Origin of the sequence: Dysosmobacter welbionis (assembly GCF_005121165.3) — a bacterium.
Lineage (GTDB): Bacteria > Bacillota > Clostridia > Oscillospirales > Oscillospiraceae > Oscillibacter > Oscillibacter welbionis.
In genome coordinates, this window is record NZ_CP034413.3 from 1,542,228 (window position 1) to 1,556,771 (window position 14,544).

General features: G+C 58.8%; 20 protein-coding genes and 1 pseudogene. 20 read left to right on the plus strand and 1 reads right to left on the minus strand.

The genetic code is table 11. From position 1 onward, the window contains the following. Positions 1-3 precede the first annotated feature (3 nt). The 7 genes and pseudogenes from EIO64_RS08365 to EIO64_RS08395 all read left to right on the plus strand — a co-directional run bounded on the left by EIO64_RS08365 (position 4) and on the right by EIO64_RS08395 (position 5,453). Positions 4-1,556, plus strand: a pseudogene (locus EIO64_RS08365) (phage portal protein). Then, positions 1,498-2,046, plus strand: a complete 549-nt coding sequence (locus EIO64_RS08370) for an HK97 family phage prohead protease (RefSeq protein WP_136891188.1) — start codon at positions 1,498-1,500, stop codon at positions 2,044-2,046. The pseudogene EIO64_RS08365 and the gene EIO64_RS08370 overlap by 59 nt, the downstream one beginning before the upstream one ends. 6 nt (positions 2,047-2,052) lie before the next feature. Continuing rightward, positions 2,053-3,606: a phage major capsid protein gene (locus EIO64_RS08375; protein WP_136891189.1), complete on the plus strand. Its 1,554-nt coding sequence runs from the start codon at positions 2,053-2,055 to the stop codon at positions 3,604-3,606. Between the two features lie 14 nt (positions 3,607-3,620). Beyond that, positions 3,621-4,073 carry a DUF2190 family protein gene (locus tag EIO64_RS08380; protein WP_136891190.1) on the plus strand — a complete coding sequence of 151 codons (453 nt, stop codon included), beginning with the start codon at positions 3,621-3,623 and terminating at the stop codon, positions 4,071-4,073. A gap of 14 nt (positions 4,074-4,087) precedes the next feature. Next, positions 4,088-4,516 carry a hypothetical protein gene (locus EIO64_RS08385; RefSeq protein ID WP_136891191.1) on the plus strand — a complete coding sequence of 143 codons (429 nt, stop codon included), beginning with the start codon at positions 4,088-4,090 and terminating at the stop codon, positions 4,514-4,516. Then, on the plus strand, positions 4,516-4,851 hold the full coding sequence (locus tag EIO64_RS08390; protein ID WP_136891192.1) for a hypothetical protein: 336 nt from the start codon (positions 4,516-4,518) through the stop codon (positions 4,849-4,851). Before EIO64_RS08385 ends, EIO64_RS08390 begins: the two co-directional genes overlap by 1 nt. Further along, positions 4,848-5,453 (plus strand): hypothetical protein, encoded by a 606-nt coding sequence (locus tag EIO64_RS08395; RefSeq protein ID WP_136891193.1) that lies wholly within the window; start codon positions 4,848-4,850, stop codon positions 5,451-5,453. Before EIO64_RS08390 ends, EIO64_RS08395 begins: the two co-directional genes overlap by 4 nt. A 34-nt stretch (positions 5,454-5,487) precedes the next feature. Here the strand turns inward: EIO64_RS08395 and EIO64_RS08400 are convergent, their stop codons facing one another. Further along, positions 5,488-6,060 (minus strand): SWIM zinc finger family protein, encoded by a 573-nt coding sequence (locus EIO64_RS08400; protein ID WP_136891194.1) that lies wholly within the window; start codon positions 6,058-6,060, stop codon positions 5,488-5,490. A 75-nt stretch (positions 6,061-6,135) separates the two neighbouring features. Here EIO64_RS08400 and EIO64_RS08405 point away from each other — a divergent pair, with 75 nt between their 5' ends. The 13 genes from EIO64_RS08405 (at position 6,136) to EIO64_RS08465 (ending at position 14,543) form a co-directional block, all read left to right on the plus strand. Then, the gene (locus EIO64_RS08405; RefSeq protein ID WP_136891195.1) at positions 6,136-6,615 is read left to right on the plus strand and encodes a hypothetical protein; all 480 of its coding nucleotides are present in this window, start codon (positions 6,136-6,138) and stop codon (positions 6,613-6,615) included. Then, positions 6,612-6,872 carry a hypothetical protein gene (locus EIO64_RS08410; protein ID WP_136891196.1) on the plus strand — a complete coding sequence of 87 codons (261 nt, stop codon included), beginning with the start codon at positions 6,612-6,614 and terminating at the stop codon, positions 6,870-6,872. Before EIO64_RS08405 ends, EIO64_RS08410 begins: the two co-directional genes overlap by 4 nt. Positions 6,873-6,887: 15 nt before the next feature. Beyond that, the gene (locus EIO64_RS08415) at positions 6,888-8,354 is read left to right on the plus strand and encodes a phage tail sheath family protein (protein WP_136891197.1); all 1,467 of its coding nucleotides are present in this window, start codon (positions 6,888-6,890) and stop codon (positions 8,352-8,354) included. 3 nt (positions 8,355-8,357) lie between these two features. Beyond that, a complete protein-coding gene (locus EIO64_RS08420) occupies positions 8,358-8,876 on the plus strand; it encodes a phage major tail tube protein (RefSeq protein ID WP_136891198.1) in 519 nt (172 codons plus the stop codon). Further along, positions 8,877-9,227, plus strand: a complete 351-nt coding sequence (locus EIO64_RS08425; protein WP_136891199.1) for a phage tail assembly protein — start codon at positions 8,877-8,879, stop codon at positions 9,225-9,227. 123 nt (positions 9,228-9,350) lie between these two features. Beyond that, positions 9,351-11,570: a phage tail tape measure protein gene (locus EIO64_RS08430; RefSeq protein ID WP_136891200.1), complete on the plus strand. Its 2,220-nt coding sequence runs from the start codon at positions 9,351-9,353 to the stop codon at positions 11,568-11,570. 12 nt (positions 11,571-11,582) lie between these two features. After that, entirely contained in the window at positions 11,583-11,795 is a 213-nt protein-coding gene (locus EIO64_RS08435; protein WP_136891201.1) for a tail protein X, read from the plus strand. Continuing rightward, a complete protein-coding gene (locus tag EIO64_RS08440; protein WP_136891202.1) occupies positions 11,792-12,394 on the plus strand; it encodes a phage late control D family protein in 603 nt (200 codons plus the stop codon). The genes EIO64_RS08435 and EIO64_RS08440 overlap by 4 nt, the downstream gene beginning before the upstream one ends. Next, positions 12,349-13,086, plus strand: a complete 738-nt coding sequence (locus tag EIO64_RS08445; RefSeq protein WP_136891203.1) for a hypothetical protein — start codon at positions 12,349-12,351, stop codon at positions 13,084-13,086. The genes EIO64_RS08440 and EIO64_RS08445 overlap by 46 nt, the downstream gene beginning before the upstream one ends. Positions 13,087-13,098: 12 nt before the next feature. Beyond that, positions 13,099-13,389 carry a hypothetical protein gene (locus EIO64_RS08450; protein WP_136891204.1) on the plus strand — a complete coding sequence of 97 codons (291 nt, stop codon included), beginning with the start codon at positions 13,099-13,101 and terminating at the stop codon, positions 13,387-13,389. 117 nt (positions 13,390-13,506) lie between these two features. Continuing rightward, positions 13,507-13,845 carry a PAAR domain-containing protein gene (locus tag EIO64_RS08455; protein ID WP_136891205.1) on the plus strand — a complete coding sequence of 113 codons (339 nt, stop codon included), beginning with the start codon at positions 13,507-13,509 and terminating at the stop codon, positions 13,843-13,845. 3 nt (positions 13,846-13,848) lie between these two features. Next, complete coding sequence (locus EIO64_RS08460) at positions 13,849-14,244, plus strand: phage tail protein (RefSeq protein ID WP_249390857.1); 396 nt, start codon at positions 13,849-13,851, stop codon at positions 14,242-14,244. Continuing rightward, a complete protein-coding gene (locus EIO64_RS08465) occupies positions 14,241-14,543 on the plus strand; it encodes a hypothetical protein (protein WP_136891206.1) in 303 nt (100 codons plus the stop codon). Before EIO64_RS08460 ends, EIO64_RS08465 begins: the two co-directional genes overlap by 4 nt. Position 14,544 lies beyond the last annotated feature (1 nt).

Consider the following 14,544-nt stretch of genomic DNA (forward strand, 5'->3'; position numbering starts at 1 on the left):
CCAATGGGGTTTCTGGACAACATCATAACCGCCATTTCGCCGGAAGCTGGCTATAAGCGGGAAGCGTGGCGGCAAGCCCTGGAGGAGCTGCGGGGGTATGACGCAGCAAGCCATGGGCGCTTAAATTCCGGGTGGAGGGTTTTCAACGAGAGCGCGGAGCTGACGGACCGTTACAGCCGGGATGTGATCCGCGCCCGTGCCCGCGACCTGGAGAGAAACAGCGACATAGGCCAGTCTGTGATCCGAGCGTTCCGGCGGAATGTATTTGGAAAGGGGTACAAACTCCAACCGAAAACAGAAAGCGAACTGCTGAACGATCAGCTGGGGAAACTGTGGAAACAATGGTGCCGCAAAGAAAACTGCGACATAACCGCGTCCCAGTCTTTCAACCAGATCATGCGCATGGCAGCCACAAGAAAGCAGGTGGACGGCGGGATCCTGTTCGTTAAGAGATACACGCGGGGCGGCCTGGTGCCGTTCAAACTCCAAATGATCGAGGTAGACGAATTGGACACCACCGCCTCCATACCGAGGCACAAGGGAAACACGGTGGTGGGTGGGATCGAGTACGATCCGGCCCGTCGGGCGGTGGGGTATTTTATCCAGCAATACGATGTGGAGGGCTGGAAACTGACCACCCCGGTGTACATAGAGGCAAAATATGTGATCCCATACTGGACAAAGCGGCGCCCCAGCCAACTGCGGGAGGTGTCGGACCTGGCCCCAACCATTACGAGGGTGCGGGACACCAACGAATTTATTACAGCCGTTTCCGTCAAGGAACGGATCGCCGCATGCCTGGCCGTATTCATCAAACGCGCAACCCCAACGGGAGGTTTTGGACGCGGCGGCGTGGTGAGCAACGGTGACCGTGTGACATACGAGGGAAAGAGCCTAACTCCTGGCATGATCAAAGAAATGAATGTGGGGACAGTATCGAAACTGTGGAACCAAAGAGCGCAGGATCGGACGCCTCCCAATTCTTGAAAATGCAATGGCGCCTGATCGGCGCCGGCCAAGGCATGAGCTACGAGGCCACCAGCCGGGATATGTCGGAAAGTAACTATTCCAGCGCAAGGCAAGGGGCGAATGAGGACGAAGCTACATTTGCCGAGGAGATCGAGCTGCTGACCGAGATCATGAGCGAGATCTACGAAACCTTTGTTATTTCCTGTTATCTCACCGGGCTGATCAACCCGCCCGGATTTTGGGATAAAAAGGCGGATTACATGGCGCACAAGTGGGTGCAAGCACCGAAAAAGTGGATCGACCCCACAAAGGAAACCACCGCCACAAAAACCGCCCTGGCCACGGGGCAAAAGACATTCCAGGATGTCGCAGCCGAACAGGGCAAGGACTGGAAAGACGCCATAAACGAAATGGCCGAGGTCCTGAAATATGGCCGTAAAGCCGGCATTGAGATGGGGGGTGTAATTTATGGCCAAGGAACAGCAGCAGAACAGCAGAACGCAGGACAGGAACCAGGGGACCAGGTGCATGGGGCAAATTCTAACCCGACAGGAGGAGGGGCAGGACAGCCGCAGACGGACAATTAGCTTTTCCAGCGAGGAGCCATACCGGCGCTATTTTGGCATGGAGATCCTGGACCATGCAGCCGGAGCCGTAAACCTGGAGCGCCTGAACAGCGTGGGCGTTCTCCTGTTCAACCACGATGTGGACAAAGTGGTGGGACGGGTGATCCGTGCCTGGATCGAAAATAACCGCGGCATGGCGGAGGTGGAATTTGACACCGACGCCGACGCAGAAAAAGTTTTCGGAAAGGTGCAGAGCGGAACCCTGAAAACCACCTCTGTCCGATACAGCGTGGACAGCTGGGAGGAGGTGCGCCCCGGCGCCACATCCGCCGATGGACGGTTTCAGGGACCGTGCCAGATCGCCAGGCGGTGGACGCCCCTGGAGGTGTCCATTGTTTCCGTGCCGGCAGACGCCACCGTGGGCGTAGGCCGTTCCGACGCAGACACGGCACCGGACCTGTCCGCATACGAGCGGCAGATCCAAGTCAATCAAAACACTTTTAGGAGGTAAAGAGCAATGACCATTCAGGAAATGATCGCCAGACAGCAGGCGATTGTGACCCAGGCCCGGAACGAGGGCCGGGGCCTGTCCCGCGAGGAGCAGACGGAGTTTGACCAGCTCCAGGGCAAGATTGACGCTGCCCGCGCCGCAGGCGGCCAGGAGGGAACCCAGGGCGGCGCGGAGTCTCCCGCAGACGGCAGCCGCGGCGCCGGGGATCCTGCCGGCGCAGAGGGCCAGGACGGCGGAAGCGACGCAACCAGACAGGCCGTCGAGGCGGAGCGCCAGCGCAACAGCGACATTGTGGCACTGTGCCGCCAGGTGGGCATGGACCCCGCAGAGCATATCCGCAGCGGCCACACCATGGACCAGGTGCGCCAGGCGGCGGTGGACTTCATGATCGCAAACGGCGGCCCCGTAGCAACCCGGACCGATGACGGCCAGGGGAATGAGTTCCGAAACGCAGCCGTGGACGCCCTGCTGCTGCGGGCCGGCGTTCCCGTGAGCAATCCGGCCAGAGAGGCGGAGAGCCTGCGCGGTATGTCTGTGCGGGATCTTATGATCGAGTGCATGGCCCGGAGCGGCGAGGGAACCACCACTTCCCTGCTGCGCATGGGAAAGAATGACCTGTGGGACATGGCGGTGCGCCAGTTCCTTTCCCCCACGGCCTCTTTCCCTGCCATTCTGGACCAGGCGATCCAGAAATCCATCGTTCACCAGTACCAGAATGTGCTCACCACCTTTGACCTGTGGACCAGCAAGGGGAGCCTGCCGGACTTCAAGCCCAGCAAGGCCCATGAATACACCATCGGCGGCGGGGAGTTCGACAAGGTGACCGAGGGCGGAGAGCTGAAGCATAGCAGCCTGGACACCAGCATGAACCCGCTGCGCAAGCTGGACACCTACGGGACGCAGTTCACCATGACCCGCGAGGCGTTCATCAATGATGACATTGGCTTTTTGTCCGAAATGCCGGGCCAGTATGCCCGCGTGGCAAAGCGGAAGATCAACAAGCAGGTGTATGAGGTCATCGTGAAGAACCCGGCCGTATATGACGGTGTGGCCCTGTTTGATGACGCCCACAAGAACCTGATCTCCACCGGAACGGCCCCCACCATTGAGAGTGTCCAGAAAATGATGATGAAGCTGCTGCGCCAGACGGATCCTTTCGGCGAAAGCATTATGGTACAGCCCAAATTCATTCTGGTGCCTGTGGGGTACGGCTTCCTTATGTCCCAGCTGCTTGAAACCGCGCAGGTTGATGTGGACGGAATTGGCAGCCACACCGCAAACGCGCTGTACAAGTACCGGACCCAGCTCCAGGTGGTGGAGGAGGGCACAATCAATGCCCTGGCCGGAACCAGTGCGGTGCCCTGGTACATCGTAGGCGACAAGTCCACGGCCAAGAGCGTCCAGGTGGACTATCTGAACGGCGTTGATACACCGAGTTTCCGCCGGAGTGAAAAGGCCGGTTACCTGGGCTTTGTGTGGGACATTTGGCTTGATTGGGGTATCACCGTCATGGACCACCGCGGAATCGTCCGCAACAACGGTGTGGCCATCACCGAGTAAGGAGGTAAAGATCAATGAACGCGAGATATTGGCAGAAAGGCGAAACCCTGGACTACACCGCCACCAAGGAGGCCGTGACCAACGGCCAGGTGGTGAGCCTGGGAGGCCGGATCGGCGTAGCGGGAAATGACATTGCCAAGGGCGAAACCGGCGCCCTGCATGTTACCGGCGTGTTTATCATGGAAAAGGCCGCCTCTGTGACCGTGACCATGGGCGCCGCCCTCTACTTCGACGAAAGCGAGGAGAAGATCACCACGGTGGCGGCGGGAAATGTCCCTGCCGGCTATGCCGCCGCAGACGCGGGGGCAAGTGACGCCACCGTGCTGGTCAATATCGGGGATCCCAACGGAGCAGCCGCGGAGGTGGCCGCCGTGCATGACAGCCTGGCGCTGAAAGATACGAGCGGGAAAGTGTATGACATTACCGTGAGCACATCCGGCACACTGACCGCAACCGCGAGGGAGTAAGGAGGTAACGGGCCATGAAAAGACTGATTGCAGAGCGGTCCGTGCTTTACCTGGGGCGCATGTACGCCCCAGGTGACGCCCTCCCCGCCAGCGACGGGATCATGGTGGCGGCCTGGCTGAGAGCAAAGAGCGCAAAGTGGACCGGAGAGGCCGCAGAGCCGCAGCAGAGCGCCCAGGAGGACGCGGCGAAAACGGACGGGTCCCAGGATAGCCAGGGACAGAACGAGAGCCAGGAGGGCAAGGAAAACGGCCAGGAGGCCAAAATGGTGGAGGGACACCTGGATCCCGACCAACTGTCCACCATGAAAAAGTCCGGCCTGGAGAAGCTGGCCGAACAGCTGGGAATTGATATTTCCGACGCCAAGAACAACAAGGAGCGGGCGGAGCTGATCGCGTCAGCCACCGTCCAGGTCCCTGAAACCGAAACCGGGAGCGCCCACTGATGGGCGCCCCCAGTTTCAAGGATCTTGTGGCGGCTGACATTTTCGATGTGTTCCTGAATAAACAGGAGCATGCGGACACCCACACCATAGACGGAAAGCCCATGACCGTGGTGGTAGATGAAAACGAACTGCTGGAGCGGGACAAATCGAAAATGGGGATCCAAGTGGATGGGACATATAAAAGCCGCCGCCTGATCTATGTGGCCAAAGATGAATATGGACCGCGCCCCGCCTACGGGAAACAGATCGACTTTGACGGGCGATTGTTCCGGGTGGCTGATTGCACAGAGGAGGCCGGCATGCTGGCCATCACGCTGGAGGCGGTGAGATCGTGAGCGATACGCAGACAATTTTGCAGATCGACACCCAGGCGGAGATTGAAAAAATCATCCGGCAGCTGGACACCCTGCCCAATAAGCTGAAAGCCCCCAGCGTACTGGCCAGCGCCATCAACGCGACGGCCAACGAGATGAAAAAGAAAATTGGCCAACGAGCAAGGAAACGCTATGCAATCAGCGACAAGAAGATCCTAACCAAAAAGGACCGCGGCGGGATGTACCTGGAGCGGGCCACCGGATCCTCCAGTACCGCCACGCTGATCTCCAGGGGTGGCATGGTGGAGGCCATGGCCTACATGACCAGGAAGAACACCGAAACAACGGCGGCCATGCTGAAAGTCCTGAACGAAAGCGCCATGACCGCGCTGGAGGTAGACGGGAGGAAAGCGTTTCAAACCACATTCCAAAGCGGGCATACGGCCATTGTGCAGCGCGTAGGCCGCAGCAGATTGCCCGTAAGATCCCTTATGGCCCCGGCGGTCCCAATGCTGTATGGAAAGAGCTATGAGGAGGCGGAACTGGATTATTACGCCATCCTGCAACGGCACATCCAGCGAGAAGTAGAGCGGGCGCTGGGCAGTTTCGGAAATGCGGCATAAAAAGGCGGCCCCATTTTGCAGGGCCGCCGGGAGGTCAGTTATTATAAAAATCTTCGCTGGTATATCCCATTTGCAAAGCAAGGAAATATATGTGCTTGCACGGTTTACTGCGCTTTTCAAAATCAGGGCATGAACAATAATCCAGCGTTGTGGTGTATTTGGTGCCGGTGGATCCGCTGACCTCTGCGGTCCCGGTGTCCACATCATAGCTGATCAACCCAAGACATTCATGGGACGCCTTTTCAAAGCGGTCCGACTGCGCCGCACCGCGGTGTACCTTTTCGTTCCATTCCCCAAACGAGTGGCCAACCGGGCACCGCCTGCTGCGGATGGAAACCAATTCTGTTTTTCTGACCGGAAACACAAGCGAATACGAAACAGTTTCCCGGATCGTTTCGCTCCCCTCCCGCCCCTCTATTGTGCGGAGTTCGCTTGTTTCCGGGTGCCCCTTTTTCCATTGGCCATACGCGGCCAAGGCGGCGGCAATTACAACGCCGCCACCAAACGCTTGAATTTCGCCGGTGAACAGGCACACAAGCGCCAAGACCAAAACCACGCCGGCAGCAATGTACAACCCTTTCCCTTTCATTTCATCCACCCTTTTCATACGCCGATATGCTGATTATTACCACAAAGGTGATTATAAGGCACAATCGGTAACAAGTCAAGGAGGCGCGGCAGCGTGACGCAAGAATTTTTACAGGACGCCATGGTGGCGGATCTAAAAGAGCTTTTCAGCCATGAACGGCTGAAAAATTCCCTGGGCGTGGAGCGGGAGATCCAGATTTACCCCCAGGATGTTCCGATCCGCCGGGGGGACGATGAAGCCATAGACAAGGAGGCGCCGCCGGAGCCGTATGTGGTGGTGCGTCTCCGGGGCGGAAAGACAGAAAGCGACGATGATCCGCAGATCATCGACGCGGTTTTGGTGGCCTGTGTCTATGACCCGGATCCGGGGCGCCAAGGCTACCGGGACGCCTTGCACATCATCAACAAAATTTACCATCACTATTCCGCTTGCGCCGTGATCGGCAATCGCTGGGAGATCCTTTACCCCATGGAGTGGGTCACCCAAGAGGAGGACACCCACCCGCTTTATCTCACAGCAATGTCCCTGCGGATCCAGGCGCCGGCGGTCCACAAGGAGGTGCCAGAGGCATGACAACAAAGAAGCAAGCAAAGGCGGCGGAGGAGGCCGGAACCCTGGTGTACTGCGGTCCAACCATTCCCGGCGTGGCCAAGCAGTTCACATTTTACCGGGGCGGCGTCACCGCGGGGCTGAAAGCGGCCCAGGAGCGCAGGCCGGTGCTGCGCGCCCTAACCATACCGCTGGATCAGCTGCCGGAGGCCATGAAGCAGCTGGAAATGAAACATGGCCGCATTTACGCACTGTACCGCGAGGCGCAGAGGCAGAAATAACAGGAGGTAAAGCAAATGGCAACCTATCAGCATGGCGTGTACAACCAGGAACAGGCCACGAGCCTGACCACGCCGATCCAGAGCAGCGCCGCCCTCCAGGTGATTTTCGGAACGGCCCCCATTCACCTGGCGGACGATCCGGCCAAGGCGGCAAACACACCGAAACTGTGTTACAGCTTTGCGGAGTGCCAGGCCGCCGTGGGGTATTCCGACGACTTCGAGAATTTCACGCTTTGTCAGAGCATTGATGTGAATTTCCGGGTTTTCAACAATGCCCCCATCGTTCTGGTGAATGTGCTGGATCCGAACAATTCCAAGCACATCAAGCAGAACGAGGCGACCAGCGTTAATGTGACTGACGGGCAGGCGGTCTACACTGTGCCCTATGCCCTGATCAGCACCATGGAGGTCAAGAACGGGGACGCCGCACTGGTGAAAGATACCGACTACACGGCGGCTCACGACGATGACGGAAATGTGGTGATCACACTGATCTCCGAGAGTGCGCAGGAAGCGGAAAGCCTGTCCATTTCCTCCACGAGCCTGAACCCAGCCGGCGTAACCAAGGAGGATATTGTGGGTGGCGTGAGCAGTTCCACCGGGGCGGAAACCGGCCTGGAGCTGGTGCGCCAGATTTACCCCAAGCTGGGACTGGTCCCTGGTATTCTGCTGGCCCCTGGCTGGTCCGACGATCCCGTGGTGGCGGCGGCCCTCCAGGCAAAGACCACCAAAATCAACGGGAATTTCGACTGCAACACATATCTGGATATTGCCGCCAACAGCTCCGGTGCAACCGTGTACACCGATGTGAAAACGGCAAAGGAAAAACTGGGCGCAAGTTCCAACCATGCGGCGGTTTTCTGGCCCAAGGGCGCGGTGGGCGAAAAGATCTATTGCCTGTCCGCGCTGGCGGCGGCGGAAACCGCCAACACCGACGCAACCAACGGAGATGTGCCGTTTGAAAGCCCGTCCAATAAGGCCCTGAACATTACCGCCACCGTGCTGGATGACGGCACCGAGGTGGCGCTGGATCAGGAGCAGGCCAACCTGCTAAACGGCCAGGGCGTGATCACCGCCATCAACTCCAACGGCTTCAAACTGTGGGGAAACAACACGGCGGCCTACCCCTCTACCACGGATCCGAAAGACCGCTGGCTGGCGGTGCGCCGCTTCTTTGACTGGGATGGAAATAATTTCATCCTCACCTACTGGCAGAAAGTGGACAAGCCGGGCAATAAGCGCCTGATCCAGTCCATCGTGGACAGCCAGAACATCATCGGAAACGGGTATGTGGCCCGCGACTACTGCGCCGGGTATCGCATTGAGTTCCGGGACGATGAAAACCCGATCACCGACCTGCTGGACGGAAAGCTGACCACACACACCTACCTGGCGCCCTACATCCCCGCGGAGAAGATCGTAAACATCCGCGAATATGACACCGCGGCCCTGGAGGCCGCACTGACAGGAGGGAGTGACTAAACCATGAGCAAGAATATCCCCACCAAAATCAACAACTACAATGTGTACAACGCCGGGGACAAGCTGCTGGGCGTGGGGGATGAATTGACCCTGCCCGACTTCGAGGCCACAAGCGAAACGGTGAGCGGAGCCGGGATCCTGGGAGAGATCGAAGATCCCACAATCGGCTATTTCGGAAACATGCAGCTGGAGATCCCTTTCCGAACTCTGGACAAAGAGGCCACCAACATGATGGACCAGACCAGAGCGGTCCAGCTGACGATCCGGGGCGCCGCCCAGGAGATCGACAGCTCCGGCAACATCGTGCCCAAGTCCATCCGCGTGGTGGTCAGCGGGCGGGCCGCAAAGCTGACCGGCGGCAAACTGAAACGGGCCAGCACTATGGACAGCGGTGTGACCCTGAACATCCTTTACATCTTGATTGAGGTGGACGGGGAAAGCGTCCTGGAGCTGGACAAGATGAACCCCACATACAAGGTCAACGGCGTGGACCTGCTGGCAGAGTATAAGGAGATGTGCTAAATGGACGAAATTAAGACCAACGCCGCCCAGGAGCCGGCGGAGGACCAGGAGGAGAGCCTGATCCTGAAATTCAGAAAGCCGTATATGTTCGAGGGCAAGGAGTACACCGAGGTGGACCTGTCTGCCATGGAGGACATGACGGCGGAGGACCTGTGCGCCATGGGCAAGATCATGACCAAACTGGGCATTGTGAACCCTGTGGCGGAAATGACCGTGGATTATGCCATTTACATGGCGGCCCGCGCCTCCGGCAAGCCGGTGGAGTTTTTCAAGGGCCTGCCCCCCAAGGAGGGCATTAAGCTGAAAAACATGGTCACGGGTTTTCTCTACGGCGGGGATGGAGAGGACTAACCCCGCCAGAAATTAGAAAAGCCTGCGTGGGGCTTTCGTTCCTGCTGCGGACAGGTGTGGACTATTTCATGCACCTGTCCGTGCAGGAATTACAGGACATAGCGGAGGAGGCGATCAAACTGTATGGCAAGAGGAAAAGTCTATGATCTGGCAATCAAAATCGCCGGACGGGTGGACAGCTCCCTGAAAAAAGCCTGCCTGGACGCAGACGAACAGCTGGGAGAACTGGCCAAGACAGCGGAAAAGATCGGCAAAGCCGCAAAGGTGGCCGCCGGAGTGACAACGGCGGCCATCGGCGCGGTGGGCGTAGCCTCCGTGAAAGCCTACACGGAACACCAGCAGGCAGCCAACAGCATGGCGGCGGCCACCGGAGCCGCCGGTGAGCAACTGGAGTATTTGCAGGACGCCATGGACACGGTGTACACCGACAACTACGGGGAAAGCCTGCAAGATGTGGCGGACGCCGTGTCCCTGGTGGACCGCAACATGAAAAATATCTCGCCGGACGAAATTGTGGAGGCAACGGAGGCGGCCCTGGCCCTCCAGGACACTTTCGAGTATGGCGTGGAGGAAAGCACACGCGCCGCGGCGGCCATCCAAAAGAATTTTGGTGGATCCGCGAAAGAAGCATTTAGCCTGATTGCGGCGGGTGCGCAAAACGGCCTTGACTACTCCGGGGAACTGATCGACACCATCAACGAATATTCCAGCCAATTCTCCAAGCTGGGATTTACGGCAGACAGCATGTTCCAACTGCTGCAATCTGGCGCGGATAGCACGGCCTGGAACCTGGACAAAGTGGGCGACGCCATCAAAGAGTTTTCAATCCGGTCCATTGACGGGAGCGACACCACGGTGGCGGCGTTCCAAGCCCTGGGCTACAACGCCAGCGACATGATGGAAACCTTTGCCGGCGGCGGAGAGGCGGCAAACAAGGCGTTTTACGATGTGCTGAACACACTAATGGATGTGGACGATCAGGTGCAGCGGGACGCCATCGGCGTTTCCCTGTTCGGGACCATGTGGGAGGACCTGGGGGCGGAGGCCATGCAGGCCATGGCGGACGCCTCCACGGCGGCCTATGACACCCAAGGGGCACTGGATCAGATCAATTCTGTGCGGTACAACGACCTGGAAAGCGCCATGCGGGGCGTGAAACGACAGGCGGAGGAGATCCTGTGGACCATCGGGGAACAGCTGGAGCCGTACATATTAGACGGCCTAAATTTCCTATCAGCAACAGTTATCCCCAATGTGCAGGCCGCTGTGGAAAAGCTGGGCGGATATGTGGAAAGCAATGTGATCCCGGCGGCCAAGACCGCGGCCCAATGGATCGGAGAAAACAAGGACATGCTGCTGACCCTGGCCGGAGCCATTGCCACCGCGGTGGGGGCCTATATGGCCCTGAAAACCGCAGGGCAGGCGGCGGGAGCCATTAAGGGGATCGGCACGGTGCTGGGAACGGCAATTAAGCAAGGCGGACTACTGAAAACGGTGGTGGGCCTGCTGGGCGGCCAGTTCACTGTGGTGATTGCCATAATTGCGGCGGTAGCAGGCGCTTTTGTGATCCTGTGGAACCGGAGCGAAAAATTCCGAAATTCCGTTATGGGGATCTGGCAGAGGGTGCAACCGCTCATTCAGGCATTTGGAAACCTGGTGAGCCTGATCGCCACCAGTCTGGCCCCCGTCCTGGCCAATTTGGGCACCGTCGTGCTGGGCGGCCTGGAGGCGGCGTTTGTGGCCATGGCCCCGTACATCGAAAATGTGATCACAATTCTGACGAATTTGATCGAGTTTATCACGAATGTATTTTCCGGCAACTGGTCCGCCGCATGGCAGAATGTGGTAAATATTTTCGGATCCGTTTTCGGGATGATCGTGAATTTGGCAAAAGTTCCCATTAACGCGGTGATCTCCGCCATCAACTGGGTTATTTCCAAGATCAACAGCATATCCGTGACGATCCCTGACTGGGTGCCGGGCGTGGGCGGAACGACGCTGGGTTTCAACATTCCGACGATCCCGGCGCTGGCCGCCGGCGGCGTTGCAACCGCCCCAACACTGGCCATGATCGGCGAGGGCGGGGAGCCGGAGGCGGTCATGCCGCTGTCCAAGCTGGCGGAGCTGCTGGACGAGTGGACCAAACCGAAACCGCAGGGCGGCGGAGGAGGCCAGGAGGACGCCGGCGGGGATCACATCGTATGGTCCCCCGTGTTCAACTTCTACGGGAACACGACCAAGGAGGAAGCTGTGGCCGCCGCAAGAATGAGTTTTGCGGAGTTCAAGAAAATGTATAAGCAGATGAAAGCCGAGGAACGGCGCAAGAGTTTTTCCCCGGCATAAGGAGGGCCACGCATGGCAGGAACCTATACCACCCAACAGGGGGACGCCTGGGACGCTATCGCGCACAAGGTATATGGAAGTGAAAAATATACCGGCTGGCTTATGCAGAACAATTTTCCCCTGCTGGACATTTTCGTGTTTGGGGCGGGAACGGTCCTGCAAACGCCGGACCCGCCGGAGGATGACGAAACGGCCAATCTGCCGATCTGGAGGACGCAGGCATGAAAACACGCAGCGCGGAGGTGGATCTAACCTGGAACGGCGCGGCAGTCAAAAGCAAAATGCTGGGCCAAACAACAGAGATCACATACACGGATCCAGCAAGCGGAGAAGCGGACAGCCTGGATATTTCGATCCACGACAGGGACCGCCAATGGACGGTGGCGTGGCTGCCGCTGGAGGGCGACACGCTGGAGGCCGCCATCAAAATTTCCAACTGGGACCGGGAGGGCGACAACCGCACCCTCCCCTGCGGGTTTTTCATCCTGGACAATTTCGAGTTTGCGGGGTGGCCGATCACCGGGACCATATCCGCCGTGTCTGTACCGGCGGACGGTGCATTTCGGGAAACCGAACGGACAAAGACATGGGAGAAAGTCACGGTCCAGGAGATCGGGAAAGAGATTGCAAGCCGGGCCGGAATTACTCTGGCCTGGGATGTGGAGGGGACGCCATTCACGATCCAATCCATTGAGCAGTCAAGCCAGACAGATTGTGACTTTTACATGCAGGTGTGCGAGAGCTACGGCTACGCCATGAAAGTGTATGCTCAAAAATCGTGGTATTTGACCGCGAGGCATACAAGAAAAAGGACCCGGTGCTGACAATCCGGGAGAGCGACATTGAAAGCTGGAGCTGGAAAAAGACCCTGGCCGGGACCTACACCGGCGGGGAATACACCTACACGGACCCGATCACCGAGGAGGAGATCAAGGCCACGGTGGGAACGGGCACAAGGATCCTGAAACAATCCGGAAAGGCCGACAACCTGGCAGACGCAGAGAGAAAGATCCAGGCGGCGGTGGACAGCGCGAACCACGGACACACCACCATTTCCATGACCATCACCGGAAATGCCACGCTGGTGGCCACCCAATGCGTCACGGTGGTGGGCCTGGGGCGCCTGTCTGGAAAGTATTACATCGACAGTATCACCCACCATGTCGGGAACGGCTACACCATGGACCTGGAGCTGTCACTGGTGGAAGCCATGACCGAGGAAGTGATCAAGGACGCCACCGAGAGGCTGGCTGCCGTGGGCGTCATGGCCTCCCCGGAATATTGGGTGGCCCATTACAAGGATGTGAAGAACCTGGACGGCCTGATCCTGAACATGGCCACCAGGATCAAGGTAAACCAGGGTGGGACAAGTATCACAACGGTGGACGCGGCGCTGGATGTGCTGACAAAAACCGGCGTGATCAACTCCCCCGACTACTGGGCAACCGCTTACACCTCCCTGGCGTGGCTGGACACCCTGCTGATCAGCGCGGCCAACGCACTGACGGCGGATTGAGAGGAGGGACACATGGCAAACGATATTTTCCGAGTGGGAAAGGTTTCGTCCATCGACTACGCCGCCGGCCTGGTGCGGGTGGCATATCACGACAAAGACGATAGCGTAACCGCACCCCTGCCAATGCTTTGCACGGAGTACAACATGCCCCAGGTGGGCGATCCAGTCATGGTGCTGCACCTGTCCAACGGAACCGAGGCGGGGCTGGTGCTGGGCCGGTATTGGTCAAACAACAACAAGCCCCGGAGGGTGCGGCGGGCCTGTTCCGCAAGGATCTGGACCGGACGCCGGGGAAAGCCATGATCCGGTACGACGGAAGCACACTAACCATCAAATGTGCCGGAGCCATCAACATAGAGGCGGGCGGCGCCGTAACCATCAACGGGGCCACCATTGACCTGAATTAGAGGAGGAACAGCCATGCCGCAGGCGGCAAGGATAACCGACGCGGTGGCAGGGACCACCGCGGGGGAACACACGGGGCATGTGCCGCCACATTCCCCGGAGCAGTTCAGCGGGGAGATCTCCGGGGCATGCTCCGGGACCGTGCGGATCAACGGGCTGGCTGCCGCTACGGTGGGAAGCATTACCACCGAGCGGGACGGGTGCTGTGGATCCAGCGAGGGCACCGTGGGAGCTGGGAGCGGGACCGTACGGATCAACGGGAAAGCGGCGGCCCGCATGGGCGACGCCCTGGCGGCACATAGCGGGAGCGGGACCGTGACGGGCGGCAGCTCTAATGTTCGGATAGGGGGATAAACTGTGACCATTGGAACACTGGGGAGCCGTATCGTGTTCGAGGTGAGCGACGAAACGGCCCTGATCCTCCAGGAAATGACCAGGGAGATCTCCGGGCGCTGGGCAATCCATGAAACCATGGGAGCAAAGCCGAAAGCGGAGTTTTTGGGGCCTGGCCTCCAAAGTGTAACCCTGCCCATTTACCTGTCCGCCGGCCTGGGGGTACGCCCCAGGACCGTGCTGGAGCGGGTGGAGGGCATGGTGGAGGCAGGGACGGCGGAATATCTGGTGATCGGAAACAGGCCGGTGGGCGGGAACCCGTTCCGCCTGACCGGATCCAGCGAAACATGGAACACCATATTTAACCGCGGGGAGCTGGCGAAAGCCACACTGTCCATCACCCTGGAGGAGTACGCATGAATATTTCACCATACGATTTTCAACTACAATTCACTTTCGCCTCCGACAAGCTGGCGGAGCTGGACCGAAAACTGGCCCTGCTGTATTCCACCAGGGAGGGAACCATGCCGCTGGATCGGGAGTTTGGGATCAACATGGATTTTGTGGACATGCCGCCGGAGGTAGCAAAAAGCCTGTATGTGGCGGAGATCACAAAAAAGACGGCCCAATTTATCCCGGAGGTGCGGGTGCAATCCGTGGAGTGGACCCACGGAGGCGAGGGACAATTTTTTCCCAAGGTGGTGATCACAAGTGCCTGAT